Source organism: Massilia frigida (genome assembly GCF_011682175.1).
Lineage (GTDB): Bacteria > Pseudomonadota > Gammaproteobacteria > Burkholderiales > Burkholderiaceae_D > Telluria_A > Telluria_A frigida.
Window position 1 is genome coordinate 14,418 of record NZ_WHJG01000055.1, and the last position, 26,359, is coordinate 40,776.

The 26,359-nt window shown below is 63.9% G+C and carries 22 protein-coding genes; 13 read left to right on the forward strand and 9 right to left on the reverse strand.

Annotated elements, in window-relative coordinates; all coding sequences use genetic code 11:
- Nucleotides 1-121 precede the first annotated feature (121 nt).
- The 4 genes from gntR to F2P44_RS30930 all read right to left on the reverse strand — a co-directional run bounded on the left by gntR (nucleotide 122) and on the right by F2P44_RS30930 (nucleotide 3,135).
- On the reverse strand, nucleotides 122-1,150 hold the full coding sequence (gene gntR, locus F2P44_RS30915) for an HTH-type transcriptional regulator GntR (protein WP_167093331.1): 1,029 nt from the start codon (nucleotides 1,148-1,150) through the stop codon (nucleotides 122-124).
- A gap of 289 nt (nucleotides 1,151-1,439) precedes the next feature.
- Nucleotides 1,440-2,273, reverse strand: a complete 834-nt coding sequence (locus tag F2P44_RS30920; RefSeq protein WP_167093333.1) for an HDOD domain-containing protein — start codon at nucleotides 2,271-2,273, stop codon at nucleotides 1,440-1,442.
- Between the two features lie 116 nt (nucleotides 2,274-2,389).
- A complete protein-coding gene (locus F2P44_RS30925) occupies nucleotides 2,390-2,671 on the reverse strand; it encodes a hypothetical protein (protein ID WP_167093335.1) in 282 nt (93 codons plus the stop codon).
- Nucleotides 2,668-3,135: a MarR family winged helix-turn-helix transcriptional regulator gene (locus F2P44_RS30930; RefSeq protein WP_167093337.1), complete on the reverse strand. Its 468-nt coding sequence runs from the start codon at nucleotides 3,133-3,135 to the stop codon at nucleotides 2,668-2,670. Before F2P44_RS30930 ends, F2P44_RS30925 begins: the two co-directional genes overlap by 4 nt.
- A 350-nt stretch (nucleotides 3,136-3,485) precedes the next feature.
- Here F2P44_RS30930 and F2P44_RS30935 point away from each other — a divergent pair, with 350 nt between their 5' ends.
- The 9 genes from F2P44_RS30935 (at nucleotide 3,486) to F2P44_RS30975 (ending at nucleotide 18,069) form a co-directional block, all read left to right on the forward strand.
- On the forward strand, nucleotides 3,486-4,436 hold the full coding sequence (locus F2P44_RS30935) for a GlxA family transcriptional regulator (RefSeq protein WP_167093339.1): 951 nt from the start codon (nucleotides 3,486-3,488) through the stop codon (nucleotides 4,434-4,436).
- A 392-nt stretch (nucleotides 4,437-4,828) separates the two neighbouring features.
- Complete coding sequence (gene astC / locus F2P44_RS30940) at nucleotides 4,829-6,082, forward strand: acetylornithine/succinylornithine family transaminase (RefSeq protein WP_167093341.1); 1,254 nt, start codon at nucleotides 4,829-4,831, stop codon at nucleotides 6,080-6,082.
- Between the two features lie 72 nt (nucleotides 6,083-6,154).
- Nucleotides 6,155-7,186, forward strand: a complete 1,032-nt coding sequence (locus F2P44_RS30945; RefSeq protein ID WP_167093343.1) for an arginine N-succinyltransferase — start codon at nucleotides 6,155-6,157, stop codon at nucleotides 7,184-7,186.
- An 11-nt stretch (nucleotides 7,187-7,197) separates the two neighbouring features.
- Nucleotides 7,198-8,232: an arginine N-succinyltransferase gene (gene astA / locus F2P44_RS30950; protein ID WP_167093345.1), complete on the forward strand. Its 1,035-nt coding sequence runs from the start codon at nucleotides 7,198-7,200 to the stop codon at nucleotides 8,230-8,232.
- A complete protein-coding gene (astD, locus tag F2P44_RS30955) occupies nucleotides 8,225-9,706 on the forward strand; it encodes a succinylglutamate-semialdehyde dehydrogenase (RefSeq protein ID WP_167093347.1) in 1,482 nt (493 codons plus the stop codon). Before astA ends, astD begins: the two co-directional genes overlap by 8 nt.
- An 8-nt stretch (nucleotides 9,707-9,714) precedes the next feature.
- On the forward strand, nucleotides 9,715-11,058 hold the full coding sequence (astB, locus tag F2P44_RS30960) for an N-succinylarginine dihydrolase (RefSeq protein WP_167093349.1): 1,344 nt from the start codon (nucleotides 9,715-9,717) through the stop codon (nucleotides 11,056-11,058).
- A 127-nt stretch (nucleotides 11,059-11,185) separates the two neighbouring features.
- Entirely contained in the window at nucleotides 11,186-15,883 is a 4,698-nt protein-coding gene (locus F2P44_RS30965; protein WP_167093351.1) for an NAD-glutamate dehydrogenase domain-containing protein, read from the forward strand.
- On the forward strand, nucleotides 15,884-16,906 hold the full coding sequence (locus F2P44_RS30970) for a succinylglutamate desuccinylase (protein WP_167093353.1): 1,023 nt from the start codon (nucleotides 15,884-15,886) through the stop codon (nucleotides 16,904-16,906).
- Between the two features lie 50 nt (nucleotides 16,907-16,956).
- Nucleotides 16,957-18,069, forward strand: a complete 1,113-nt coding sequence (locus F2P44_RS30975; protein WP_167093355.1) for an NADH:flavin oxidoreductase/NADH oxidase — start codon at nucleotides 16,957-16,959, stop codon at nucleotides 18,067-18,069.
- A gap of 32 nt (nucleotides 18,070-18,101) precedes the next feature.
- Here F2P44_RS30975 and F2P44_RS30980 read toward each other — a convergent pair whose 3' ends face one another.
- The 5 genes from F2P44_RS30980 to F2P44_RS31000 form a co-directional block, all read right to left on the reverse strand.
- Entirely contained in the window at nucleotides 18,102-18,899 is a 798-nt protein-coding gene (locus F2P44_RS30980; RefSeq protein WP_167093357.1) for a PEP-CTERM sorting domain-containing protein, read from the reverse strand.
- Nucleotides 18,900-19,070: 171 nt separating this feature from the next.
- The gene (locus F2P44_RS30985) at nucleotides 19,071-19,583 is read right to left on the reverse strand and encodes a hypothetical protein (protein ID WP_167093359.1); all 513 of its coding nucleotides are present in this window, start codon (nucleotides 19,581-19,583) and stop codon (nucleotides 19,071-19,073) included.
- A 27-nt stretch (nucleotides 19,584-19,610) separates the two neighbouring features.
- Nucleotides 19,611-20,402 (reverse strand): PEP-CTERM sorting domain-containing protein, encoded by a 792-nt coding sequence (locus F2P44_RS30990; protein WP_229423853.1) that lies wholly within the window; start codon nucleotides 20,400-20,402, stop codon nucleotides 19,611-19,613.
- A gap of 229 nt (nucleotides 20,403-20,631) precedes the next feature.
- Nucleotides 20,632-21,828, reverse strand: a complete 1,197-nt coding sequence (locus F2P44_RS30995; protein ID WP_167093361.1) for a globin domain-containing protein — start codon at nucleotides 21,826-21,828, stop codon at nucleotides 20,632-20,634.
- Between the two features lie 87 nt (nucleotides 21,829-21,915).
- Nucleotides 21,916-22,380 (reverse strand): RrF2 family transcriptional regulator, encoded by a 465-nt coding sequence (locus tag F2P44_RS31000; RefSeq protein WP_167093363.1) that lies wholly within the window; start codon nucleotides 22,378-22,380, stop codon nucleotides 21,916-21,918.
- Nucleotides 22,381-22,533: 153 nt separating this feature from the next.
- On the opposite strand from F2P44_RS31000, the gene F2P44_RS31005 reads away from it, so the two are divergent.
- From F2P44_RS31005 to F2P44_RS31020, 4 genes are all read left to right on the forward strand, one after another.
- A complete protein-coding gene (locus tag F2P44_RS31005; RefSeq protein ID WP_167093365.1) occupies nucleotides 22,534-23,439 on the forward strand; it encodes a DUF2167 domain-containing protein in 906 nt (301 codons plus the stop codon).
- A 150-nt stretch (nucleotides 23,440-23,589) separates the two neighbouring features.
- Nucleotides 23,590-25,062 (forward strand): APC family permease, encoded by a 1,473-nt coding sequence (locus tag F2P44_RS31010; RefSeq protein WP_167093367.1) that lies wholly within the window; start codon nucleotides 23,590-23,592, stop codon nucleotides 25,060-25,062.
- A 21-nt stretch (nucleotides 25,063-25,083) separates the two neighbouring features.
- Nucleotides 25,084-25,611 (forward strand): hypothetical protein, encoded by a 528-nt coding sequence (locus F2P44_RS31015; protein WP_167093369.1) that lies wholly within the window; start codon nucleotides 25,084-25,086, stop codon nucleotides 25,609-25,611.
- 85 nt (nucleotides 25,612-25,696) lie between these two features.
- On the forward strand, nucleotides 25,697-26,212 hold the full coding sequence (locus F2P44_RS31020; protein ID WP_167093371.1) for a hypothetical protein: 516 nt from the start codon (nucleotides 25,697-25,699) through the stop codon (nucleotides 26,210-26,212).
- The last annotated feature ends 147 nt before the right edge of the window (nucleotides 26,213-26,359 follow it).

Below are 26,359 nucleotides of genomic sequence, written 5' to 3' on the forward strand. Positions count from 1 at the left end.
GTGATTGCCCGATCACCCGCCTTGGCGCGGGTACGGCGGGGTTAATGGGTACGACGGGGTTAATGGGCACGACGGAAGGTGGCGGGTATCGCGGAAGGTGGCGGCGACGACGGGCCGACGCCTACGCGCTCTCGCGCGCCATCAGCGTAAACCCCAGGTCGATCCGCGTCACCGGCGGCGTCTCGCCTTTGATCAGCGCGCGCAGCAGGCTGGCCGCCTCGAACCCGATCTGGTAGCGCGGCGTGCCGATCGTGGTCACCGAGGGCGTCATCCATGCCGACGCCGGCAAATCGTTAAACCCGCACACCGCCAGCTGCCCCGGCACCGCGATCCCGCGCCGCTGGCACTGGTAAATCGCGCCATGCGCCAGGTCGTCATTGCAGCAGAAAACCGCGTCGCAGTCCGGCACCTGGTCCAGCATCCGCCCCAGCAGCTCGGCCCCCAGCGCGATGGTCGACGGTTCGCCCACCATCAGCTCCAGGCGCGCATCAAGCAGGCCCGCGTCGCTCATCGCCTTGCGGTAGCCGTCGGCGCGGCGCAGGGTGCGTTCGTCGAGCTGGGCGCCGATGAAACCGATGCGGGTGTAGCCCTTCCCGATCAGATGGCGCGCCATCGCATATCCCGCGTCGAACTGCGAAAACCCGACCGACACCTGCCCTGGCGCGCTTCCCAGGTCCATCATCGACACCACCGGCACGCCGCAGGTGGCCAGCATCTGCGTCACCCGCGCACTGTGGCTCAGGCTGGAGAGCAAAATCCCGTCCGGGTTCGATTGCAGATAAATACCCAGCAGCTTTTCTTCCTCGGCATCGGAATAGCGGGTGTTGCCGATCAATAGCTGGTAGTTGCTGGACCCCACCGCATCCTGGATGCCTTCCAGCACGGCGGTGAACACGGCATTCGACAGCGACGGCACCAGCACCACGATCACATTCGACTGCGCCGAGGCCAGCGCGCGCGCGGCGCGGTTCGGCACGTAGCCGAGTTCGGCAACAGCGAGTTCGACCCGCTCGCGCACGGGCGCCGATACCAGCGCCGGCTGGTTCAGTGCGCGCGAGGCGGTCATGGCCGATACCCCGGCATGCGCGGCCACCGCAGCGAGCGTGATTTTACCGCTGGCCCGGCTCTTGTTGCTGCTCGTTTTGCTCATGAAGTCACTGGTCGCGATAACATTATGAAAAGTTTTGTCGGATTTCATCCCCAACGGGCATGCTTTCTGTCAAAACAAGGGAAGTTTCCATGAGGAATTTTCTACTTGTGTGCGTTTACGCACAGAAGTGGGGCATACGGCGGACTATAGTGGAACTGTCTCTTTCAGGACATCCCTAGTTTTGGACTTCGCCCGCTCTGATACAGCGGGCATTTTTTTGCCTGGACGGAAAGCGTTGGAATAGCTACACGGGGAAAAACAGGGCGCGGCAGGACGCCACGCCGCCAAGTTATATCAGGGCCGAGGTCAGGCTGCTCACTTCGGCGGCCGATTCTTCCAGGATGCTGTTGAGCGTACCATCGCCGATGACGAAGTCGATGGTGGCGGCCGCCTGGCGCGAGGTCGCAGCGGCGCGCTCGTACAGGGGCGAGGGGACGGGAGCCAGGTCGTTGGCCAGCAACAGGGTGTCGCCCAGCGTTTCGGGCGGCAGCGCGCGCATGCCCACCCACAGCGCCTCGATGGCCGCCATCACCGGTGCCGGCACGCCCAGGCGTTGCAGGACGCAGCGGCCGATGATCTGTTCGCCATGTTCGATCCAGTCGTCCGGTTCGCCTTCGAACAGGCCAGGGAACTCATCCGCGCGCGAGAGCATGTAAAAGCCGCCCACCTCGTGCACGATGCCGGCGAACATCGCCGTCTCCGGGTCGAGATTGGCCACCCGCCGCGCGATCACCTGCGACAGCGCCGCCACGTGGGCCGAGTGCTGCCACAACTGGTTGGCCTTGGCGCGCAGGGTCGGTTCGGTGATTTTGCTGTCGAGCTGGCGCACGATGACCGCCGCGCCCAGCGCGTTGAGGGTGCGAAATCCCACCCGCTGCACGGCCGTGCGCACATTCGTCACTTCATTGCCGGAACGGTTGTAGGCGACCGAATTGGCGATCGCCACGGTGCGCGCCGCCAGCAGCGGCTCGGCCTGTACCAGGCGGGCCGCCGTATCGGCATGACAGTCGGGATCGTTCAGCGCGCGCTGCAGCTTGAGCGTGGCGTCGACGTTGGTCGGGAAACTCAGTTCCCCCCGGCTTGCTTGAGCAGCGATGCTCTTGTACGCTTCGAGTCTGTCCATGAAAAAATTATACTCCGATAACCCAGCCGTGTTTGTCGTAAAAACGTGCTTTAAAGCATTAATCTACGCGCCGCCCGGACGCCCCGGTCAGGGGGCTGGCGGACACGGCCTGCCGATCAGGGCTCGCTGAAGATTGCGTCGCAGCCATCCTGGGTTGCTTCGGTATCCTGCAACTCATCGATCAGGCCCAGGTCGAACAATTCCTCGACTGCATTCATGAAACTGTTCAGCTTGGTTGCACCGATCAGGCGATAGATGTCGCCGGCTTCGTTGCGCACGCCGATCAGCATTTTTTCCTGGCGCACTTCGTCCGGCGTGGCCACGTTGAGCAGGAGGTTGCCGATGATGTGCTTGTCAAAATGGGCGGGCTTTTTGCCTTCGAGCAGAGTCGTTTTCAATCTTCTTCCTTGTGTTGTTGTGATGTGGGGCAAACGGCATGGTTGGCGATCACTTGCTTCAGTTGGTGCAAGCTGGCATCGATGGCATCGAAATCGGTGTCCGAGAGCGACGAAAACAATTGCCTGCCGTGCTCGACCACCTTGGGAAAGACATCCTGGAACACCGCCTCGCCGCAGGCCGTCAGGCGCACGTAAAACGAGCGCTTGTCGTCGCAGCTGCGTTCGCGCGCAACCAGGCCTTTCTGTTCCAGGCGGTCGATCACGCCGGTCAGCGTGCCCTTGGTGATCAAGGTTTTCTCGCCCAGTTCCTTGTACGTCATGCCCTGTGTATTGCCGAGCGTGGCGATGATATCGAACTGGGCATGCGTCAAGCCGCACTGGCGCACCGATTCGCCCGAAAAGCGCTCGAAGCTCTGCAGGCACTCGGCCAGCAAGCGCACACTCCTTAAATAACGTTCCCCCATAGGCCGTGATTATAGCTGGCTGCGCCCGGTTTGACGGCGGCACGCGGGCTTATGCGGGCCGTGCGGCCCCGGTATCCCTCGCACTGATGCTGATTTGATACAGCGCGCAGGCGGGGGGGGGGGCTTGGCGGGCGCTGGCCGGGCGCGGTGCCGGACCGGCCTGGCGCGGCCCGGCCTGGCGCGGCCTGGCGTGGCCCGGCCTGGCGTGGCCCGGCCTTGCGCGGCGCGGCCGGCTCCGGGCAGGTTCGTTGATCTCCGGTATGATAGTCGGCCAATGAAAATCCGCGGCGCCTTGCTGGCGCTGGTCCTTTTGTCATGACGCACTTTGCAGACGCACCCATGCCCGTCCAATGCCACTAGCCAAACTCGCCCGCCTGGCGCAAGAAACACCGCTGCGCGTGCTCCTCATCAACGCAGGCGAACCTGACGCGCTGACCTGGGCCGGCCTGTTCCAGCCGCTGCGCCTGGCTGCCAAGATCCTCGGTCCCGAGCGCTTGCATGTGGACGTGCGCAGTCCCGACAAGTTTGCCGCTGACGCCCAGCGCCACTGGCATCTGGTGCTGCTGGTGGCGGACGAAGCGCAAGCCTCGCTGAAACCGGCCAACAGCCGCGTTTTGATCGAGCGCTGCCGCGCCGCGCCGTTCTGGGGCGGGGTTGGGGCGGGGGTGCTGTGGCTGGCCGACGCGGGCGTGCTCAACGGCGTACGCACGGCGCTGCCGTGGGCGCTGTACGCCGAGGTCGACACGGTGGCCGACCGTGCCGTGTTCACCCCGAACCTGTTCGAGATCGACGACAACCGGCTCACCTGCTGCGGCGGCGCGGCCAGCATCGACTTCGCGCTCAATTTGGTCGAGATCATTTTCGGGGCGGGAGTCCAGGCGCGCATCAAGGAAACGCTGTGCATCGACCGCGTGCGCGGCAAGGAAGAGCGGCAGCGGGTGGCCTTGCAGGCGCGTTTCGGCGCGCTGCAGCCCAAGCTGACCGAAGCGGTGACCTTAATGGAAGCGAACATCGAAGAACCGCTGTCGACGGACGACATTGCCAATCTGGTGGGGATATCGCGGCGCCAGCTGGAGCGGCTGTTCAAGCAATACCTGGGCAGCCTGCCATCGCGCTACTACCTGGAGCTGAGGCTGCAGCGCGCGCGCCAATTACTGCTCGACACCCATTACTCGATCGTCCAGGTCGGGCTGATGTGTGGCTTTTCGAGCGGCTCGCACTTCTCGACCGCCTTCGGCGCCCTGTTCGGCAACACCCCGCGCGAAGAACGCCAGCGCAAACTCGCCGCCCCACCCACCTAAACTCCACACCGGGGTCTGACCTCTGATTAGCAATAATTGGAAGTCCACACCGGGGTCTGACCTCTGATTAGCAATAATTGCGCATCGTCCACGGATCATGCCTCTGAATCGGCAACGTTGGGCGCACGTTTTCGTGCCGGCACGGTCGCCGGGTGCGCCGGACGCCACTTTTGTCAGCTTTTCGGCAATTAATTTCTAATCAGAGGTCAGACCCCGGTTGTGGGCGTGCTTCACCGGGGTCAGACCCCGGTTGGGGAAGTTTTGGCGGCGAGCAAAAATGAAAATGCTTGTCGCGTATTCAAAAGATGTTTGCCGCTGCTCTTCTTATAATGGTCCGACGTGCCCAGCGGTTTCCCCCTGGTACGCCCTACTAACATTGGATGAGGAATGCCATGAACGCAAAGCTTGAAACGGGTGCAACCACGCGGCCGGTGACCAGACAAACCTTCGACGACGTCCTCGTCCCAACCTACGCGCCCGCCGCGATGGTGCCCGTGCGCGCCGCCGGCCTCGACCTGTGGGACCAGAACGGCAAGCATTACCTCGATTTCACCTCCGGCATCGCCGTTTCCAGCCTCGGTCATTGCAATCCGACCCTGGTCGCCGCCCTGACCGCTCAGCTCAACAACGTCTGGCACCTCGGCAATGGCTACACCAACGAGCCGGTCCTGCGCCTGGCCCTGGCCCTGACCGAAGCGACCTTCGCCGACCGCGCGTTCTTCTGCAACTCCGGCGCGGAAGCGAACGAAGGCGCCCTGAAGCTGGCGCGTAAGTACGCCCACACCAAATTCGGCCCGCACAAGTCGCGCATCATTTCCTGCCTGTCGTCGTTCCACGGCCGCACGCTGTTTACCGTGTCGGTCGGCGGCCAGCCGAAATACACCGAAGGCTTCGAGCCGCTGCCGCAAGAGATCAACCACATTCCGTACAACGATATCGAGGCGGCCCGCGCCGCCATCGGCGACGACGTGTGCGCGGTCATCGTCGAGCCGATCCAGGGCGAAGGCGGCGTCATTCCAGGCGACCCGGCCTACCTGAAAGTGCTGCGCGAACTGTGCGACAAAACCGGCGCCCTGCTCATTTTCGACGAAGTGCAATCGGGCGTGGGCCGCACCGGCGCCCTGTACGCCTACATGGACAAGGGCGTCACGCCTGACATCCTGACCAGCGCCAAGGCACTCGGCAACGGTTACCCGATCGGCGCCATGCTGACCACGCACGAGATCGCAGCCCACTTCGGCGTCGGTTCGCACGGCACCACCTACGGCGGCAATCCGCTGGCCGCCACCGTGGCGCTGAACGTGATCGAAACGATCAACCAGCCAGCCTTCCTGGCACGCGTCAAGGAAGCGTCGGACAAGATCTTCGCCAACCTGCGCAAACTCGCCGCCGACTACCCGCAAGTGTTCGGCGAAGTGCGCGGCAGCGGCTTGCTGATTGGCTTGCCGGTCGCGGAAGCGTTCAAGGGCCGCGCGAAAGACATCACCAAGGCCTGTGAAGCGCTCGGCCTGATGCTGCTCATCGCCGGCACCGACGTGGTGCGTTTCGCGCCCGCGCTGATCGTCAGCGACGAACAGATCGCCGTGGCCGACCGCATCCTGCGCGCCGCCGTCGACGGCATGCTCAACGCGGCTCCCGCCAAGTAATCAGTTGGACACGGCCGGCGCGGCACTCGCCGCGGCCGGCCGCGGCACGCTTTGCCTATAAAGGGAAATCACATGTTTGTTGTCCGTCCGGTTGAACTGTCGGATATCGACGCCCTCGAAACGTTGGCAGCAGTGACGATGCCGGGCGTGCATACCTTGCCGAAGACGCGCGAGAAAATCGCCGCCTCGGTCGAACGTTCGATCGCTTCCTTCGCCGCCCATGTCGACATTCCGAGCGAGGAATCGTACCTCTTCGTGCTCGAACAGCAGGCCACCCGCGCCATCGTCGGCACCGCCGCCATCTTCGCGTCGGCCGGTTCCAACGGCACCTATTTTTCGTTCCGTAACGACGTCATCCAGCAGGTTTCGCGCGACCTCAATATCAGCCACAGCGTGCATGCGCTGACGCTCTGCTCGGAATTGACCGCGTACTCCCAGCTGTCCGGCTTTTACGTCACCAACCGCAGCTCCGCTGGCCTCGAAGCGGCCCTGCTGTCGCGCGCACGCCTGCTGTTCGCGGTACTCGCGCCGCACCGTTTCGGCGACCGCTTCTTCGTCCCTCTGGCCGGCGTCACCGACAAGAACGGCCAATCGCCGTTCTGGGAAGCGCTGGGCCGCAAATTCTTCAAGATGGATTTCCTCGAGGCCGAACGGGTCATCGGCGGCGCGCGCAACCGCACGCTCATCGTCGAACTGATGCCGCACTATCCGGTCTACGTGCCGCTGCTGCCGGGCGACGCCCAGGCGGCCATGGGCCAGATCCACGGTGACGGCGAACTCGCTTTCAACCTGCTGACCGAGGAAGGCTTCGAGGCCGACGATTACGTCGATATCTTCGACGGCGGTCCGATCCTGCAAGCCCACAAGAACGCGCTGCGCACCTTCGCCGGCTCGATGCTGCGCCGCGTGGCGCCGCTTGATGCGGGCATGTCGTCCGAGCTGCCGGTGATGTACGCGGTCGCCGCCAGCAACGAGCAGAACTTCCGCGCCATCACCGTCTCGTGCCCGTCCGCCGAAGGCAGCGACACCGTCTTCCTGCCGCAGGACGCGCAGGACGCGCTGATGGTGGCCCCGGGCGATAACGTCATTTGCGTCAGAATCTGAAAGAGAACCCTATGCTAGTTGTACGCGCAATTCACGCGTCCGATCTGGATGCCCTGATCGAACTGGCGCACCAGGTCGGCAGCGGCATGACCACGCTCAAACCGGACCGCAAGATGCTGGGCGACCGTGTCTCGGTGGCCGTGGCTTCCTTTGCCGAGACCATCCCGCCCGAACAGCGCGACTACATGTTCGTGATGGAAGACACCACCAGCGGACGCCTGGCCGGCGTGTGCGCGATCAAGGGCGCGGTCGGCCTGGACGAGCCGTTCTATAACTACCGCATCGGCACCCTGGTCCACTCCAGCCGCGAACTCGATGTCTTCACGCGCATGGACACGCTGTACCTGTCGAACGACCTGACCGGTGCCACCGAACTGTGTTCGCTGTTCCTGCATCCGGATTACCGCAGCGGGAACAATGGCAAGTGGCTCTCGAAAAGCCGCTTCCTGTTCATCGCCCAGTTCCCGCACCTGTTCACGGCCAAGCTGATCGCCGAAATGCGCGGCTACCAGGCCGAAGACGGCAGCTCGCCCTTCTACGAAGGCCTGGGACGCCACTTCTTCAAGATGGATTTCAACCACGTCGACCACCTGACGGCGATGGGCAAGAAGTCCTTCATCGCCGAACTGATGCCGCGCCAGCCGCTGTACGTGGCCTACCTGCCCGAATCGGCGCAGGAAGTGATCGGCAAGGTGCACCTGTCGACCGCGCCCGCGCGCCGCCTGCTGGAGCAGGAAGGCATGCACTTCGAAGGCTACGTCGACATTTTCGACGCCGGCCCGGTGCTCCAGGCGCGCGTGTCGGAACTGCGCGCCATGCGCGACAGCACGGTGGCCACGGTCGATGCCGGCGCCACGCCGACCGACACCGATCCGCTGCTCGTATCGAACACCAAACTCAATGATTTTCGCATGATCGTCGCACACGCCAATCCGGTCTCGGGCAAGCTTGCCCTGACCCCGGACGAACAGGCGCTGCTGCATTGCCAAGGCGGCGACACGGTTCGCACGCTGTCACTCAATGTAAGGAAAAATGTCCATGTCTGATTCGAGTAACGTAGTAAGTAACTTCGTCAACGGCGAATGGCTGGCCGGCAGCGGCGCAGAACTTGTCACCATCGATCCCTCCACCGGCAAGCAGACCTGGCGCAGCCTGGAGTCCACCGCCGACGACGTGGCGCGCGCCGTGCAGTCCGCGCGCACCGCTTTCGACGCCTGGGCATTGACGCCGCTGGAGGATCGCATCGCCCTGTGCGGCCGTTTCCGCGACCTGCTCAAGGCCAATGCCGAAGACCTGGCGCAAACCATCTCCGAAGAAGTCGGCAAACCATTGTGGGAAGCCCGCACCGAAGTGGCCACCATGGCCAACAAGGTCGATATCTCGGTGCAGGCTTACGGCGCGCGCACTGGTGAAGTGGCGGCCAAGGTTGCCGACGGCAATGCCGTGCTGCGTCACCGCCCGCATGGCGTGTTCGGCGTATTCGGACCGTATAACTTCCCCGGCCACCTGCCGAACGGGCATATCGTCCCGGCCCTCATCGCCGGTAACACGGTGGTGTTCAAGCCGAGCGAGTACGCGCCGCGCACGGCCATCAAGACCGTGCAGCTGTGGCAGCAGGCCGGTTTGCCGGCCGGCGTGATCAACCTGGTCAACGGCGGGCGCAACACCGGCGTCGCGCTGGGCCAGGATGCGGGCCTCGACGGCGTGCTGTTTACCGGCAGCTGCCAGACCGGCGTCGCGCTGCACAAGCAGTTCGGCGGCCAGCCGGGCAAGATGCTGGCGCTGGAAATGGGCGGGAACAATCCGCTGGTGGTGTGGGACGTCAAGGATGTCGACGCCGCCGTGCATCACGCCGTGATGTCTGCGTTTATCTCGGCCGGCCAGCGCTGCACCTGCGCGCGCCGCCTGGTGGTGCAGGACAGCCCGGCCGGCGACGCGTTCGTCAAACGCCTGGTCGAAGTCGCGGCCACCCTGACCGTGGGCGCGTCCAACGCCGAACCGCAGCCGTTCATGGGGCCTGTCGTATCGAGCGCCGTGGCGGCGCGCCTGGTGCAGGCGCAGGCCGACATGGCCGCCAAGGGCGGCACCGTGCTGCTGCAAATGAAGCAGCTCGACCCGAATGCCGGTTTTGTCACGGCCGGCATCGTCGACGTCACCAACGCCACCGGCATCCCGGACGAAGAGTGGTTCGGACCGCTGCTCCAGATCATCCGCGTCAAGGATTTCGCCAGCGCCGTGAAGGTCGCCAACGCCACCGAATTCGGCCTGGCCGCCGCGCTGCTGTCGAACGACGAAGCGCTGTGGACGCAGTTCTCGGTGCAGGCACGCGCCGGCATCGTCAACTGGAACCGCCCGACCACGGGCGCGGCCAGCAGCGCACCGTTCGGCGGCGTGGGCAAGTCGGGCAACCATCGCCCGAGCGCCTACTATGCGGCCGACTATTGCGCTTATCCGGTCGCCTCGATCGAAACGAGCGAACTCGAAATGCCGGCCAAGCTGTCGCCCGGTCTCACTTTCTAGGATCCACCATGCAGAGCGCACGCGAATTCAACTTCGACGGCCTGGTCGGGCCGAGCCATAACTACGCCGGCCTTTCGTTCGGCAACGTCGCTTCCTTCAGCAATGTGAAGAGCGCGTCGAACCCGCGCGAGGCGGCCCTGCAAGGCCTGGCCAAGATGCGCGAACTGGCCGCGCGCGGTTTCGCGCAGGCGGTCATGCCGCCGCAGGCGCGGCCCAACTTCCGCCTGCTGCGCCGCATCGGTTTTACCGGGACCGACGCCGAGGTGCTGGCGCGTGCCTACCGCGAGTCGCCCGTCATCCTGGCGTGCGCCTATTCGGCCTCGCCCATGTGGACCGCCAACGCGGCCACGGTCAGCCCGTCGGCCGATACCTTCGATGGCCGCGCGCACTTCACGGCCGCCAACCTGAATAACAAGCTGCACCGCTCGGAAGAGCACCTGCAATCGACTCGCACCCTGCGCGCGCTGTTTGCCGACGAGCGCCATTTCGCGGTGCACCAAGCGCTGCCGCCAACGTCGGCCTTTGGCGACGAAGGCGCGGCGAACCACACGCGTTTTTGCGCCACCCACGGCGGCAAGGGCGTTGAATTTTTCACCTACGGCCGGGTGGAGTTCGATCCGTCCGCGCCGGCGCCTAAAAAGTACCCGGCGCGCCAGACCCTGGAAGCGTCGCAAGCCATCGCGCGCCTGCACGGGCTGGACTCGGCGCGCACCGTGTTCGCCTCGCAGAATCCGGACGTGATCGACCAGGGCGTGTTCCACAACGACGTCATCGCGGTCGGTAACGGCAATGTGCTGTTCTATCACGAGCAAGCCTTCCATGACGAAGGCGCGGTATTGAACGCGCTGAGGAATGCGCTGGCCGGTGTCGAAACCGAACTGACGGCGATCCGCGTGGCCAGCCAGGTGGTGCCGGTGGGCGATGCGGTGGCCAGCTATCTGTTCAACAGCCAGCTGCTCACCAAGCCTGACGGCACCATGGCGCTGGTCATTCCCCAGGAATGCCAGGAAAACCGCGCGGTGGCGCGCTACCTCGAAGAACTGGTCGCCAGCGGCGGCCCGGTCGACGAACTGATTCACTTCGACCTGCGCCAGAGCATGCGCAACGGCGGCGGGCCTGCCTGCCTGCGCCTGCGCGTGGCGCTCACCGGGGCGGAAAGCGCGGCCATGCACCAGGGCGTGATCATGACCGAGGCGCTGTACGAAACGCTGGTGGCGTGGGTAGGTAAATACTACCGCGACCACCTCGAACCGAAAGACCTGGCCGACCCCCAGCTGGCGCTTGAATGCAGCGCCGCACTGGAGGAATTGAGCCGCATCCTGGGACTGCCCGGCCTGTACGACCTGACGTAGAATACCGCCAGCCGGACGGTGCCCCATATTTGGGCGGGTAAACCCGCCTGCCTGCAAATCGCGAACGCGCCGCCATAAGCTGGCGCCGGACCGATGGAAATACAAACCAAGCAACGGAGAAGCAACGATGAAACAGATGCCACAAGATTTGCGTAAACAGACGCTCGACCTGATCAATGCGAGCCAGCCTGCCGATAGCGGCCAGGTGCCGGCCCTGATCAGCGCCTGGCTCGGTTCGCTCGACGACGAAGACCTCGCGGGCACGTCGCCGGGCAATCTGGCGCCGGTCCTGCGCGACGGCTTTACGCAAGCAGCCCGGCGCACCGCCGCCGGTTGCCAGATTGCGCAGCTGCGCTACTCCGACGGCCGCGGCGCGCAAGCGACGGCCCTGCTGGTCCTCAACGACGACATGCCTTACCTGGTCGATTCGATCGTCATGGCGATGCGCAAGCAGCGCGTGGCCGTCAACGGCGTGATGAATTCCGTGCTGGCCGTGCGCCGTGACGCCAGCGGCACCGCCGTCGCCGTCGGCGAAGCCGGCGCACCGCTCGAATCCGTGGTCCTGTGCCTGCTGGCCGAAGACCTGGGCGCCGACGAGCTGGCCGCGCTGGTCGCCAAGCTGCACATGGTGGCGCGCGACGCCGCCGTGGTGCGCCGTGATTCCGTCGCGATGGGCGACCGCCTGACCGCGGTGGCCGCTGCTGCTGCCGCCAACGGCACCGAAGGCCAGGAAGCCGCTGCCTTCCTCGAATGGGCCAAGAACGAAGGCTTCGAGCCGTTCGGCTACGCCTACTACGTCGTCAAGGCCGGCGAGCGCGAACTCGAACGCGATATCCCGAGCCGCATCGGCGTGCTGCAGGACACCTCGCACCCGGTCTATGGCACCTGCCTGGCCAATATTCCGGGCGACTTCGATACCCTCTCCAAGCGCCTCGATGCGCTGTCGATCGTCAAGGCCGACGTCGAAGGCACGCTGCACCGCGACCAGCCGCTCGACTTCATCGGCGTGCGCGACACCGACGCGCAGGGCAATATCCGTGGCGAGCATTGCTTCGTCGGCCTGTTCACCCGTGCCGCCACCGCCACCCCGCTGGCGCGCCTGCCGTTCGCGCGCGGCCGCGTGGCCAAGGTCCTGAGCCTGGCCGGCGTGCGCCAGGAAGGCTTCCGCGCCGAGAAATTCCTCGAAATCCTCGAATCGCTGCCGCGCACCGAAGCGCTGGAAGCCGATCCGGAATGGCTGTCGCAGGTATGCAGCTCGGTCGTGTCGCTGTACAAGCAGCCGCGCGCCAAGGTCTTTGCGCGCCGCGACGTCTACGCGCGCCACCTCAATGTGCTGGTCTACATGCCGCGCGAGCGTTACAGCGCCAGCGTCGCCGCCAGCCTGGCCCACGCGCTGAAAGAAAGCTCGGGCGCGACCGAGGTCCGTTCGCAAACCCTGGTGGCCGACGGCCCGCTGGCCCGCGTGTACCTGATCGCCCACGCCGCGCGCAACCCGCTCGACCTCGAAACCGATATCCAGCAGCCGCTCCTGTCGGTGCTCGACGGCTGGCACGACAAGTTCGCCGCCCTGACCGATAACGTGTTCGATGTACCGACCCGCAGCACCCTGCGCAAGCTCTGCTCGACCCTGCCGGTCAACTATGTCAGCGCCACCGCGCCGGCGGTCGCCTTCCGCGACCTCAATGCCATCCTGCACAACGGCCACGCCGGCCGCGTGTCGGTGCGCGTGGAGTCCGACGACGCCGGCAGCGCCACCATCCGCCTGTACTCGGTGGACGGCGTGCCGTCGCTGTCGCGCATTCTGCCGGCGCTGCATAATGCCGGTGTTGCCATCGACCGCGAACAGACGTACGCGATTGCCGTTGCCGATGGCAGCCGCCATTTTGTTACCAGCCTGGCGGTCGACGCCGAAAGCGCGGCCAAGCTGGCCAAGCCGAACGTGGTGACCGTGGCGCAGGAATTGTTTGCCTCGCTGTTCAACAACGAAGCCGAAGATGGCCGCATGAACGGGCTGGTGATCGAAGGCGGCTTGCGCATGCGCGAAGTGCAGCTGATCCGCGCCTACATCAGCTACTGGCGCCAGACCGGCAGCAAATTCTCGGTGCGCTACATGGCCGACACCCTGCGCCGCCAGCCGGTGCTGGTCAAGGAACTGGTCGAAGGCTTCCGCCAGCGTTTCGATCCATCCGTGCCGGAAGAGCAGCGCCTGGCCGCGGCCGAGCGCATCGCCGCCATCAAGACCAGCCTTGCCACCGTCAACCATGCCGACACCGAGGAAATCGTCGCCGCCCTGGTCGACCTGATCCTGGCCACCGTGCGTACCAACTACTTCCAGAACGACCAGCAAGGTGACAAGATCATCTTCAAGTTCGACACCAGCAACCTGGCGCTGGTGCCGGAACCGCGTCCGTACCGCGAGATCTACGTGTTCTCGCGCCGCTTCGAAGGCGTGCACCTGCGCGGCGGCCCGGTCGCCCGTGGCGGTCTGCGCTGGTCGGACCGCATGGAAGACTACCGCACCGAAGTGCTGGGCCTGGTCAAGGCGCAGATGGTGAAAAACGCGGTCATCGTGCCGGCCGGTTCCAAGGGCGGTTTTGTCTGCAAGCAGATGCCGAAGGATGCCGTGCGCGAAACCATCGCCGCTGAAGGCGAAGCAGTCTACCGCCTGTTCATTTCCAGCCTGCTGGAAGTGACCGACAACCGCGTGCGCGGCGCCATCGTGCCGCCAGCGGACACGGTACGCTACGACCAGGACGATCCGTACCTGGTGGTCGCCGCCGACAAGGGCACCGCGACTTTTTCGGACATCGCCAACAGCATCGCGGTCAAGCGCGGCTTCTGGCTGGGTGACGCGTTTGCGTCGGGCGGCTCGAATGGTTACGACCACAAGAAAATGGGCATCACCGCCAAGGGCGCGTTCGAAGCGGTCAAGCGCCACTTCTACGAAATGGACCACGACATGAACACCACCCCGATCACCATGGTCGGCGTGGGCGACATGTCGGGCGACGTGTTCGGCAACGGCGTGCTGCTGTCGCGCCAACTGAAAGTGCTGGCCGCGTTCGACCACCGCCATATTTTCCTCGACCCGACTCCGGACGTCGTTACCTCGTTCGCCGAGCGCGAGCGCATGTTCGCGCTGCCACGCTCGTCGTGGGAAGACTACAACAAGGACCTGATTTCGGCGGGCGGCGGCGTGTTCCCGCGCAGCGCCCGTTCGATCGAGCTGTCGCCCCAAGTGCGCGCCGCGCTCGACATCACCGAAACCGTGCTGCCGCCTGAAGAACTGATGCACCGCATCCTGCTCGCGCCAGTGGACCTGTTCTACAACGGCGGCATCGGTACCTACATCAAGGCATCGACCGAAACCCACGCACAGGTCAAGGACCGCGCCAACGACAATATCCGCGTCGACGGCAACCAGCTGCGCTGCAAGGTGGTGTCCGAAGGCGGTAACCTGGGCGCGACCCAGAACGGCCGTATCGAATTCGCCCTGGCCGGTGGCCGCATCTTCACCGATGCGATCGACAACTCGGCCGGCGTGGATTGCTCGGACCATGAAGTGAACGTCAAGATCTGGCTCGACACGGAAGTCAATGCCGGTGAACTCTTGGCAGCGGACCGCAACCGCATCCTGAACGAGATGACCCTGGACATCGAAGACCTGGTCCTGCGCGACAACACCCTGCAAACCCACCTGCTGGTGCGCGAAGTGCAGGCCCAAGTGGACCCCGCGGTGGTCGACGGTTACGCCGCGCTGATCACCAGCCTGGAAGCGGAAGGTGCGCTTTCGCGCGAACTGGAACAGCTGCCGACCGACGCCGAACTGCAGCGCCGCAAGACGCTGGGCGCTGGCCTGACCGCACCGGAACTTGCGGTGGTGATTGCCAACGTCAAGAACCGCTTCAAGCGCCTGCTGGCCGCGCTGCCGCTGACGGAACTGAGCTGGGCCGAGTCGGTGCTCAAGCCTTACTTCCCGGCGCAGCTGGTCGCCACCCGTAATGCGCTGGCGCACCCGCTGGCCAATGCGATCTTGGCGACCGTGCTGGCCAATGAATCGGTCAACCGCTGCGGTCCGCTGATGATCCGCGACCTCGCTAGCGCCCACCAGGTCGACGAGACCGACGTGGTCAAGGCCTGGGGCCAGTCGTGGTCCGCGCTGCACCTGGCGCCGATCTTCGCCGCCCTGGATGCGGATGCCTTGAGCGTGCCGCGCGCCGTCTCGGTCAAGGTCGATGCGCGCACCCGCGTGCTGTTCAAGGCGATCGTCGAAGGCGTGCTGTCGGCACCAAGCGCCACGGGCGGCATGGAAGAATTGTCACGCCTGTTCGCCCAGCCGGAAATGCTCAAGCAGCTGATGCCGGCAACTGCCGATGCCGATGCTTTCGTGTCCCTGCCTGCATCGTTCACGCATGCCTGGAAAGCGGTCGACGCGATCGAAGCGGTGGCCACCTTCCTGTTCGCGGCGGTGTCGGTCAACCGTCCGGCGGGCATGAGCCTCGCGCAATTCCTGCAAGTGGGGATGGCGCTGCGCGGCCAGGCCGGTATCGATACGCTGGAACGCGGCCTGAAGCTGTCACCGCACAGCAAATCGCAGGAGCAGTTGCGCAACTACGCGATGCAGGCACTGCGCCGCACCCAGCAACGCCTGTTGCAGCAAGTGCTGGCCCGTTCCAGCGATGGCAGCGACACCCTGGAAGCGGTTGAAGTGGTGACCAACACCATGGGCTTGTCGGGCTACGCACCGGCGGCCGACCTGGAACAGGCGATGCTGGATGTGTGGGCCTTGTCCGAGGCGACCAATGCGGCGCCGGTGGCGGCGTAAATGACCGCTTACGTTCCACCAACGGCAACGGAAGGGGGCGCGCAAGCGCTTCCTGCCTCCGTGCGGGCGCTGGCCGGCGCCGATTTCGGCGTGCTGGCCAAGCGCTTCCTTGATGCCGGTTTCAGCGTGCTGCAGCCGGCGCCCGGCATCGTGACGATCAAGTCCGGCAAGGCACCCGCCTGCGCCAGCGTGATCGTGTCGGTCGGCGTGCATGGCGATGAAACCGGTCCGATCGAAGTGCTGGCGTATGTGCTCGATGCGCTGTCGCAGGGACCGGACGCGCTGGCGGTGGACTTGATGGTCTGCGTCGGCAATATCGACGCCATCGCCGCCGGCAAGCGCTTCATCGATGCGGACCTGAACCGGATGTTCCGTCCTGTTCGCGGCTCGCTCGCCAGCGCGGCGGAAGCGGCCCGCGCAGACACCATGATCGCCGCCACGGTGGCGTTCTTCGACGGTGCCGGGCCGGATCGCTGGCACCTTGACCTGCATACGGCGATCCGGCCGTCGGTGTACCCGACGTTCGCGATCGTGCCGGACCTGATCGCGGAAGAGGGCAAGTGTGCGCTGATCGCCTGGCTGGGCCAGGCCGCCATCGGCGCCATTGTCATGAATCCGCAGTCGGCCGGAACGTACAGCTACTACTCGGCCGAATTTCACGGCGCGGCGGCAAGCACCGTGGAACTGGGCCGGGTCGGTACCCTGGGGCAGAACGATCTGAGCCTGTTCGCCGACGTCGGCACCGCGCTCGACGACCTGCTGCGCGGCGCCAAGCCGGCCGGGCCGAAAGTCGAACCGCACGTGTTCGATGTGGCGCAAGAGATCATCAAGCATAGCGACGCTTTCACGATGGCGTTCGACCGCGGCACGCAGAACTTCACCGCGCTCGGGCAGGGGCAGGTGATCGCCACCGATGGCGACATCGTGTACGCCGTCAAACATCCGGAGGAGCTGGTAGTATTCCCGAACCCGGATGTGCGCGTCGGTCTGCGCGCCGGATTAATGGTGGTGCGGACGCGTTAGCCGGCCTGGCTTGCCCCGTATCGTTTTTCGGATGATTCACAGGGCAGTCCATGAGTACCTTGTTCACACCTTTCAGTATGGGTCCGCTCACGCTGGCCAACCGCATCGCGATCGCGCCGATGTGCCAGTATTCCGCCGACGAAGGCATGGCCAGCGACTGGCACATGATCCATCTGGGCCACCTGGCATTGTCCGGGGCGGCCCTGCTGTTCCTGGAGGCGACCGCCGTGTCGCCCGAAGGACGCATTTCTCCCAAAGATCTTGGCATCTGGTCGGACGACCATGCCGCCGCGCTGGCGCCCATCGTGGCCGCCATGCGCCGCTACGCGCCGATCCGCCTGGCGATCCAGCTCGCGCATGCGGGGCGCAAGGCATCCTCCATGGTGCCATGGGAAGGCGGCGCGAATATCGCCATCGGCGATGGTGGCTGGCAGACGGTGGCGCCGTCGCCGCTGCCGCACGCGGACGGCGAGACGGTGCCGCTCTCACTCGACGACGACGGCCTGGCGCGCGTGCGCGACGCGTTTGTCGCGGCGGCGCAGCGCAGTCATGCACTGGGCCTGGACGCGATCGAACTGCATGGGGCGCACGGCTATCTGCTGCATCAGTTTTTGTCGCCGCTGTCGAACCAGCGTGATGACCAGTACGGCGGGGCGCTGGAAAACCGGATGCGCTTTCCGCTGGAAGTGTTCGCGGCGGTGCGCGCGGCGGTGCCGGCGACGATGGCGGTGGGCGTGCGCATCTCGGCCACCGACTGGGTCGACGGCGGCTGGGACCTGGAACAGAGCGTGCGTTTTTCGCAGGAGCTCAGCGCGGCCGGCGCCGACTTCATTCACGTGTCGAGCGGAGGCATTTCGCCGCTGCAGAAAATTCCGGTGGGGCCGTCGTATCAGATCGGTTTTGCGGCGCGCATCCGCGAGGAGACCGGCGTGCCGACCATCGGCGTGGGCATGATCACCGAGGCCCAGCAGGCCGAAGACATCGTCGCGCGCGGCGACGCCGACGTGGTGGCGCTGGCGCGCGCGATGCTGTTCGATCCGCGCTGGCCATGGCATGCGGCGGCGCAGCTGGGCGCGCAGGTGGACGCGCCGCCGCAGTACTGGCGCTCGCAGCCGCGCGAGCACAAGGACTTGTTCGGCCCGACCACGCTGGGCCAGCGCTAGGCTGGCTGGCGGGACCCGTCAGCGCTCGCCCGTCAGGCCTGCGCGCGGCGGCGCTGGCGGCGTGCCATGGCGCCGACCATCAGCGCGCCCAGGCCGAACATGGCGTAGGCAGCCGGTTCCGGCACCGGGGACGGCGCTTGGTAGGCTGCGGTGGTGAGCACGGTCATGAGCAAGTGCGTCGACATGTCTTGATCGCTATTATTGTAGACGGTTAATGAAAACGGTTGGGTACGAACGCCGCTATCGCCGGACGTCCCGAAGCCTTGCATCATGCCGAACCCCGCAATGGCGGGTTCGCGGCCGGAGAAGGACAGAAACGTGGACGCTTGGCCTGTAAAGGTTCCGGCGCCATACTGTCTGGCGTCACTGATCGACAGCGTGCTGTATCCCGTAAAAACAAGCTGCGTGTGCGCAGTGATCCGCACGTCCATCGTTTGCAGAACGTAGCCGTAAGCGCTCGTGCCGGCGTCCAGCACTTCAATCCGTGAGCCTAGTTCGCCCGCCTGCGCCGCGCTGCTGGCCGCGGTCGATGTGGCGTGGGTTACGGTGGCGGTTATCGGCTCGAATTCGCCGTGTTTCGCGTACAATTCTTTCCCCACGGATATGGCAGGGGTAATGATGTCGGAGCGCGCCCTGGAGAAGATCGGCATCAGCGTATAAGCTGCGCTGTAGTCGTCATTGGGCGTCAGGTCGATCACGGTGAATGCAGGTTTGCTGATCGAGGCCTCGACGCTGATGCCGGGCGCAGCTTGCGCGGCGTGGCCAGCCAGCGCCAGGGAAAAACCGAGCAGGGCGCCGGTTATACTGGCCAGGCGGTATGTCTTTGTCATCAATTTCTTTCTTGTAGGGATAAGGGCTGTCACGCGGCAAGGTTTTGCGCGAAGCGGCTTATCATAAATTCTACATTGCAAAATTGATAGCTATTTTTTGCAAGCCTGCTGCCCGCGCAGCGTCAGCCTGGGCAGGGCGGTACGTATCCTTGCGCATGCGGTGAAGGCGTGTCACCGGTGTGCTTCGGATGGCTGAGGGGGGCGGCGTGGCGGCGTGCGGATCTCTGCAAACCGTCTACCGTTGAACTGGTAGTAGTGGGTTCCGCCGCCTTGTTCGTTACGGGCCCCGTGCACGATGAGCAGCCGGCTGTCGAGTTTGTATTCCAGATGGTCTTCGACGTCCGCATCCCAGCAGCACACGGTGAAGGGCAGCCAGGTGACCGCCCCCGTCTTGGCATCGATGGCGGCCGACATCGTGCACGATGCGCCGCAGCCCCAGGTGGCCAGCACATAGCGGCCGGCAAAGTCCGGCTTTTGCGTGGCGGCGCTACGCAGGCGGGTCGCGTAGTTGCGGCTGTGCGGGTCCGCCAGCACCGGTCTGGCGCCAGCGCCTTGATAGATGGCGGCCACCGGATAATCCTCGAAGCGCGGCGCCGCGCCGGCAAGCGCGGGCAGGGCGGCGACAAGCGCACCGAGGGCCGCATGCGCGCGCCGGCCCCATCGAGGTGAGGTGTGGGTCGACATGCCGTGCACCTGCCCGTTGAGGATGGATTACGCCGCGCGTTGCCGGCGGCGCTGGCGGCGCGCCATCGCTCCCACCATCAGGGTGCCCAGGCCGAACATGGCATAGGTGGCCGGCTCCGGCACGGGGGCCGCCGCGATGAAGGTGGCGCGCGTCAGTATATTCAAGGTCACGGAGGTATATTTCTCCGTGTCGGTATTGTTGTAGAACGACAGGTAGAAGCCTTCGCCGCGCACGCCACTGTCGGTGTGGCCCATCGCGTCTTGCATCATGCCGTTTGCCCAGACCTGGTCGCCGAAGGTCACCGTGGCGACAGCGTTGCCAAAAAAGGCAGCGCCGCCGTACTGTGCGGCATCGCTCATCGATACCTCGCCGTAGCCCGTGTAGATCAGTTGCGTGCGCGGGGCGACCGTCAGGCTCATGATTTGCCGGACATCCCCATTCGCGTAACCGCGCGTGCCGACGCTGTCATCCAGGCGGACGTCGGTACGGGTCTCGCCGAATTTGTCCGCGCTGCTCACAGCGGTAGAGCCGGCGTAACTGGTCGTTACCGCGATGGGTTCCAGGCGGCTTTGCGCATCGTTTCTCTGCGTCCATGGCGCTGCGGGAGCATCGATGCCCGACATCACACTGGAGCTGGCGCTGGAGATGGTGTAGCCGGCCGCCGCGCCATCGCCGGGCGTGAGGTCGATAACGTGCAGTGTGGACTGGCTGACCGAGGCGCCGACGTGAATGCCGGGCGCGGCCAGGGCGCTGTGGTTCGCCAGCGCCAGGGAAAGGCCGAGAAGGGCGGCGTTTGCCAGGCGATATTGTCGTTTCATTCATTTCTTTCGTAAGGGGGTGTGTGCAAGCAGGCAACTTTGCTGCGGATGGTGTTATCATAATTCCCATATTGCACAAGGAACAGTAGATTTTTGTAACTGCCTCGCGCTCGTGCCGGCTTGCCACGCAGGGTCGGGCAAGACCGGGCCGGCCGCGCAGCGCTGGCTGCGCGCTATCTCATATCGCAAAAAAGACAGTGATTCTTGCCGGCCGCCCCCGTGTGCCGGCCTACAACAGATGGTCGAGCATGTCGGGCCCGAACACTTCACGGTGCAGGCGGGTCACCGGCACCCCGGCGCCGACCAGCGCCAGCCATTGCGCCTGCATGAAGGGCAGCGGACCGCACATATAGACATTGGCTTCGCTACGCGGCCAGGCCGGCAGCCGCGCCACATCCATCCATCCCGCCAGCACGCCGCTGTCGTGAGCGCTTACTTCCTCGTAGAAGGTGACCAGCTGCAAGTGCGGCATGAGCTTTTGCGCAGCGGCCACGTCGAGCCGGTGAGCGTGATGCGCGGCATTGCGGGCGGCATGCGCAAAAATCACGCGGCGCTGCGGATTGACCTGGGCAATGCGTTTGAGCGCGGCGATCATCGGCGTGATGCCGATCCCGGCCGACAGCAGCACCACCGGCTCGTCCGATTCGGTATCCGGGGCAAAATCGCCGAACGGCGGCGACACCTGCAACACGCTGCCGACGCGCACTTGGTCGTGAATCCAGTTCGACACTTCCCCTGCTGGCGTGCCGGCCCCGGCCGGCGAGCGCTTGACCGAGACCCGCAGGCTGTCCGGCTGGGTCGTGTCCGACAGGCTGTACTGGCGAATCTGGCGATGTCCGTCGGCAAAGTCGACCTCCACGCTCAGGTACTGCCCGGGCTTGCCGGCTGGCGACGGCGCGCCATCGTTCGGCGTCATGCGGATCGACACCACGTCCGCGCTTTCCTGCGTCACCTCGGTCACGCGCATGGCGCGGCGCTGGCCCGGGGCAATGCCGGCCTTGGCGTACATGGCGCGCTCGGCCTCGATGAACAAGGTGGCCAGCGCATGATAAGCCTCGTCCCAGGCCGCCAGCAGCGGCGGCGTGGCGGCCTCGCCCAGGGTGCTGGCGATGGCGCCGAGCAGGTGGCGCCCCACGACCGGATAATGTTCGGCGCGAATGCCGATCGACACATGCTTGTGGACGATGCGCTCGATCACCGGCGCCAGTGCGCCCGGGTCGCCGATGTTGGCGGCGTAGGCGAACACGGCCGAAGCGAGCGACTGCTGCTGGGCGCCGGTGGCCTGGTTGCCCATATTGAACAGGTTGGTCAACTCGGGATGCGCGGCGAACATGGTGCGGTAAAACGTGGTGGTGATCGCCACGCCATGCTGGCGCAGCACGGGAACGCTGGCGTCGATGTAGGGACGGGATGCGGCAGAAATCATGGTAACCTTTCAATATGTTGCATATGAGATGCAACTTTAATGTCGTAAAAAAGACGCGTATCGACGCGTCCGTGCCAAGCAGCGGTGTCAGGCAGCGATGTCCTTGCCCTGGTCGAGGAACATCCTGTGCATGAGCACGATTTTCTCACCCGTGTTGCCGTGGGTGATATGGGCCAGGGTGACCTTGTCCATGGCGCCATAAAACGCATCCATGCCGGTCTTGAGGGCGGCGCGCAGCTGGCAGTCACCGCTCAGGCGGCAACCGCTGCCTTCGCAGTCGACCAGTTCGCTATCGCCTTCCAGCGCCCGCAATACCGTGCCGATCGACAGGGTGGCGCTATCGGCGGCCAGGCGCAGGCCGCCGTTGCGTCCGCGAATGGCGCTGACCCAGCCGGCGCGGGCCAAATGGCCCACCACCTTGACCAGATGGTTGACCGGCAACTCGAACTGGGCGGCGACTTCGGCCACCGTCACCGGCACGCGCCGCTCCCCCGCACGCGCCAGGTAAATCAGGACGCGCAAGCCGATATCGGTAAAACGGGTGAGGCGCATGGGAACTCCCGGGATGAACACATGCATTCTAGCAAAGGTGCATTGGAAATGCATGTTTAAAATTCGACAAAATATTGTGCCAGCGAAATAATTATTCTATACGCAATGATTCAGCCGTAAAATGTCCGACCTATATGTACAGATGAGAATGCCATGTTCAAACACCTTTCCCTAGCCCTGTTCCTGCTGGCGCTCGGCTGCATGACCGGCGCCCACGCCCAGGCGCCGGGTGACGACAAGGCCGTCAGCGTCGAGCAATTCGTCGCCTCGCTCAAGCCGCAAAGCGGCAAGATCGACCTGCCCGGCGGACTGGCCACCCTGAACCTGCCCGACAGCTTCCGTTACCTCACGCCGGCCGACGCCGAGCGCGTGCTGGTGCAGGCCTGGGGCAATCCACCCGGCCACAAAAGCCTGGGCATGATCGTGCCGGCCAGCGGCGTGATGGGCAAGGATGGCTGGGGCGTGATCATCACCTATGAAGGCGACGGCCACGTCGCGGACAATGAAGCCGATACCATCAAGTACGACGAGCTGCTCAAGGACATGCAGGAAGCGGTTCTGGAGGAAAACAAGGAGCGCAAGACCCAGGGCTACGCGGCGATGCAGCTGGTCGGCTGGGCCGAGAAGCCCAGCTACGAAAAAACCACGCACAAGATGTTCTGGGCCAAGGAATTGTCGATCGCGGGCGAGGCGGAACATAGCCTGAACTACAACATCCGCGTGCTCGGCCGCCAGGGCGTGCTGGTGCTCAACGCGGTTGCCAGCATGGACCAGATCGCCAGCATCCGCCAGGAAATGAGCAAAGTTACGGCCTTCAGCGACTTCACGCCGGGCAACCGCTACGCCGACTACAACCCGGCCACTGACAAGATGGCCGAATATGGCCTGGCGGCCCTGGTCGCCGGTGGCGTGGCCTCCAAGCTCGGCCTGTTCGGCAAACTGCTGGTTTTTCTGCTCGCCTTCAAGAAGCTGATCATCATCGCCGTCGGCGGCGCTGGCGTGGCGATTGTCAACTTTTTCCGAGGCAAGCGCGGCGACAAAGTCGATCTCGGCAAGTGATATGGCGGCCTGTTCGCGCCCCGGCGTGGAAGGGCCGTTGTCAGTCTGACCCAGCCCGTTTTTCGCGTGCAAAAGATGTGTATAAGTAAATGGCAATAGCCCCTATAATCGCTGCTGCCATTCATCTAGCGCGACAAAAGGGACGAATCCGTGAATCAAACTCTGGGCCAGAAGCTGTTCCGCATCAAACCTGCCGGTAGCACGACCAACCCCCCACCCGGGCACGCAGGAACGGGCCTGGCGCGCACCATGGGATTGTTCCCGCTGACCATGATCGGCGTGGGCGCCACCATCGGCACCGGCATTTTCTTCACCATGGTCGAGGCGGTGCCCAAGGCCGGCCCCTCGGTCGTGCTGTCGTTCCTGCTGGCTGCGCTCACCGCCGGTCTGACCGCATTGTGCTACGCCGAACTGTCGTTCCGCATTCCGGCGTCCGGCTCGTCCTACTCGTTTGCGTATGCCACCGTAGGCGAATTCGCCGCCTTCATCATGGCTGCCTGCCTGCTGCTCGAATACGGGCTGGCGGCGAGCGCCACCGCCATCGGCTGGTCGGCCTACCTGAACAACTTCCTCACCAACGCCTTCGGCTGGCAGATACCGGAGCTGCTGCGAACGCCGATGTTCGTCTCCGGGGAGCACGGCATGGAAATCCGGGCGGGGCACATTAACCTGCCGCCGATTTTGCTGGTGATTATGTGCTGCGTGCTGCTGATTCGCGGCACCAAGGAATCGGCCACCACCAATGCCATCATGGTGCTGGTCAAGCTGGCGATCCTGGTGTTCTTCGTGGTGATCGCGTTTTCCGGCTTCGACATCAATAACTTCAAGCCGTTCTTCAACACCGACAATAGCAAGGGCTTTGCCGGCATGGCCGGGGTGACGGCTGCCGCCGGCACGGTGTTCTTCTCGTTCATCGGCCTCGATACAGTGGCCACGGCAGGCGAAGAAGTGCGCAACCCGACCCGCAACGTGCCGATCGGCATTCTGGCGGCACTCGGCATCGTCACCGTGTTCTATATGCTGGTGGCGGTCGCCGCTTTGGGCGCCCAGCCGGCCAAGATGTTCGAAGGCCAGGAAGCGGGCCTGGCGGTGATTCTGCAGAACGTGACGGGCAAGACCTGGCCGGCGCTGATCCTGTCGGCCGGCGCCGTCATTTCCGTGTTCAGCGTGACGCTGGTAACGATTTATGGGCAGACCCGGATCTTGTACGCGATCAGCAAGGATGGCTTGATTCCGCCAACGTTCCAGAAAGTCAGCCCGCGCACCCAGTCGCCGGTCAGCAATACCCTGATCGTGTGCCTGGTGGTGGGGCTGGTGGCGGGATTTGTCGATTCGACTTATTTGTGGGACATGGTCAGCATGGGCACCTTGACGGCGTTCATCGTGGTGTCGGTGGCGGTGCCGGTGATGCGCAAGAAGATGGGCGAATCGCTGGTCAAGGGCTTCCGCGTGCCGTTCGGCCCGTACGTGGTGCCGGGCCTGAGTATCTGTGCCTGCCTGTACATCATGAAAGACTTGTCCAAGACCACGTTCACCGTCTTCGCGATCTGGATGAGCGTGGCGGTGCTGGCGTATTTCGCGTACAGCATCCGCCATTCGCGGCTGAACGATAGCGCGGCCTGACGGCTGGGGCTGAAGAGGCTTATGTTTCGTCCATTTCAAGCGATTGAAGATGCCGAGTGTGTTCCCGATCCTCACGTCCGTGACCGCCTTCTTGAGGCGGCGATCACGTTTCTTTCGGCGCAGGGTGATGTGCAATCTTTCGAAGTGCAATACGCCATGGGCTACGCATGGTATCAACGTTGCGCCGATACGAAAATACGGAGTGACGGCGTGATTCATCATTTGCGTAATGCCTTGCAAATAAATCCTGATCACAAATACGCCCTTCTCTACCTTGGACATCATTACTACGACCAACGGCAATTCGTGGAAGCACTGGATATATTTTCAAAATTTCAAGACAGGGATTTTTTGACACTCGGTCAAGCTTGGCGCGATTCCAAAGTAGCGGAATTGGTTCTGTGCTGCAGGTTGCAACTTCGCGATCAGAAAAATCTCAAGGAAGCCATACATCGTTTTTGCGAAGCCATGACATTCTGTGACGAGCAGATGAATCCCGCTCCAAAAGAGCTGACGGAGACGCTGATGGGTATGAGTTCGACGGACTAAGGGGGCGGTGCCGAGAAGCTCCACCACCGGCGCGTGTTATTGAAGTGTATGAGTATGTAAGGACGGTGTTTTTTATGGAGTACAAATGCGCTTGCAGGTAGCTTTTTCACTTTTAGTACTTTTTGTGGCGGCCTGTACCCGTTCAGAAGATATTCACGCGCCACTCCCAGTCAAAGAACAAGCCGGCCACGAGCCGATGTCCCACGGCCGATCTTCTGCACCTTCGCGCATTACGGGTGAAGGAATCGATCGAAAGAACCCTGCCGAAACCAGATTTCAAACCACCGATTGGCACAAAATAAGTCTCCCAGGAAAAACATTGGAGCTGATTGATCCTGTGAAAATCGAGGTTTTGCAGTTCAGTGCCGACGGCTATGTTAGCGCGACAATCGGTACCAAGGAAGCCCTCGCAGGTCCGATTTTTTTATGGAAGATCAAGAACGGTATTTTGCTTATTTCTGAGGACAATGATTCTTCCGTTGCCACTGAACTGAGCAAGCCCCGAATTCACGGGGATCCTTTGAGTGTTTTAGATCAGACTCTAAGCGTTACTGAGAAGAATGGCGGAGAAATTCAATACAAATTATCACAGACCCGGTAGCCTAAGCTGCCACATAAAAGGGCCCTATGACGTTTCCGGTGAAACTTGACATCGGCTATGCTGTGAGGTTCTACCGTCCCGGAGTGCGGTCAAGGGCGGCGCGCGCTGCGCGCGTGCCGGCGTAGCGCACCCTTGACGGCATGCAGG

Bases quoted from the DNA above. Each gene is read 5' to 3' on its own strand.
- F2P44_RS30920 (WP_167093333.1), bottom strand. From the start codon at position 2,273: ATGGACAGACTCGAAGCGTACAAGAGCATCGCTGCTCAAGCAAGCCGG.
- gntR (WP_167093331.1), bottom strand. From the start codon at position 1,150: ATGAGCAAAACGAGCAGCAACAAGAGCCGGGCCAGCGGTAAAATCACG.
- F2P44_RS30935 (WP_167093339.1), top strand. From the start codon at position 3,486: ATGCCACTAGCCAAACTCGCCCGCCTGGCGCAAGAAACACCGCTGCGC.
- F2P44_RS31015 (WP_167093369.1), top strand. From the start codon at position 25,084: ATGTTTCGTCCATTTCAAGCGATTGAAGATGCCGAGTGTGTTCCCGAT.
- F2P44_RS31005 (WP_167093365.1), top strand. From the start codon at position 22,534: ATGTTCAAACACCTTTCCCTAGCCCTGTTCCTGCTGGCGCTCGGCTGC.
- F2P44_RS31000 (WP_167093363.1), bottom strand. From the start codon at position 22,380: ATGCGCCTCACCCGTTTTACCGATATCGGCTTGCGCGTCCTGATTTAC.
- F2P44_RS31020 (WP_167093371.1), top strand. From the start codon at position 25,697: ATGCGCTTGCAGGTAGCTTTTTCACTTTTAGTACTTTTTGTGGCGGCC.
- F2P44_RS30970 (WP_167093353.1), top strand. From the start codon at position 15,884: ATGACCGCTTACGTTCCACCAACGGCAACGGAAGGGGGCGCGCAAGCG.
- astC (WP_167093341.1), top strand. From the start codon at position 4,829: ATGAACGCAAAGCTTGAAACGGGTGCAACCACGCGGCCGGTGACCAGA.
- astB (WP_167093349.1), top strand. From the start codon at position 9,715: ATGCAGAGCGCACGCGAATTCAACTTCGACGGCCTGGTCGGGCCGAGC.
- astA (WP_167093345.1), top strand. From the start codon at position 7,198: ATGCTAGTTGTACGCGCAATTCACGCGTCCGATCTGGATGCCCTGATC.
- astD (WP_167093347.1), top strand. From the start codon at position 8,225: ATGTCTGATTCGAGTAACGTAGTAAGTAACTTCGTCAACGGCGAATGG.
- F2P44_RS30995 (WP_167093361.1), bottom strand. From the start codon at position 21,828: ATGATTTCTGCCGCATCCCGTCCCTACATCGACGCCAGCGTTCCCGTG.
- F2P44_RS30945 (WP_167093343.1), top strand. From the start codon at position 6,155: ATGTTTGTTGTCCGTCCGGTTGAACTGTCGGATATCGACGCCCTCGAA.
- F2P44_RS30975 (WP_167093355.1), top strand. From the start codon at position 16,957: ATGAGTACCTTGTTCACACCTTTCAGTATGGGTCCGCTCACGCTGGCC.
- F2P44_RS30990 (WP_229423853.1), bottom strand. From the start codon at position 20,402: ATGAAACGACAATATCGCCTGGCAAACGCCGCCCTTCTCGGCCTTTCC.
- F2P44_RS30985 (WP_167093359.1), bottom strand. From the start codon at position 19,583: ATGTCGACCCACACCTCACCTCGATGGGGCCGGCGCGCGCATGCGGCC.
- F2P44_RS30980 (WP_167093357.1), bottom strand. From the start codon at position 18,899: ATGACAAAGACATACCGCCTGGCCAGTATAACCGGCGCCCTGCTCGGT.
- F2P44_RS30965 (WP_167093351.1), top strand. From the start codon at position 11,186: ATGAAACAGATGCCACAAGATTTGCGTAAACAGACGCTCGACCTGATC.
- F2P44_RS30930 (WP_167093337.1), bottom strand. From the start codon at position 3,135: ATGGGGGAACGTTATTTAAGGAGTGTGCGCTTGCTGGCCGAGTGCCTG.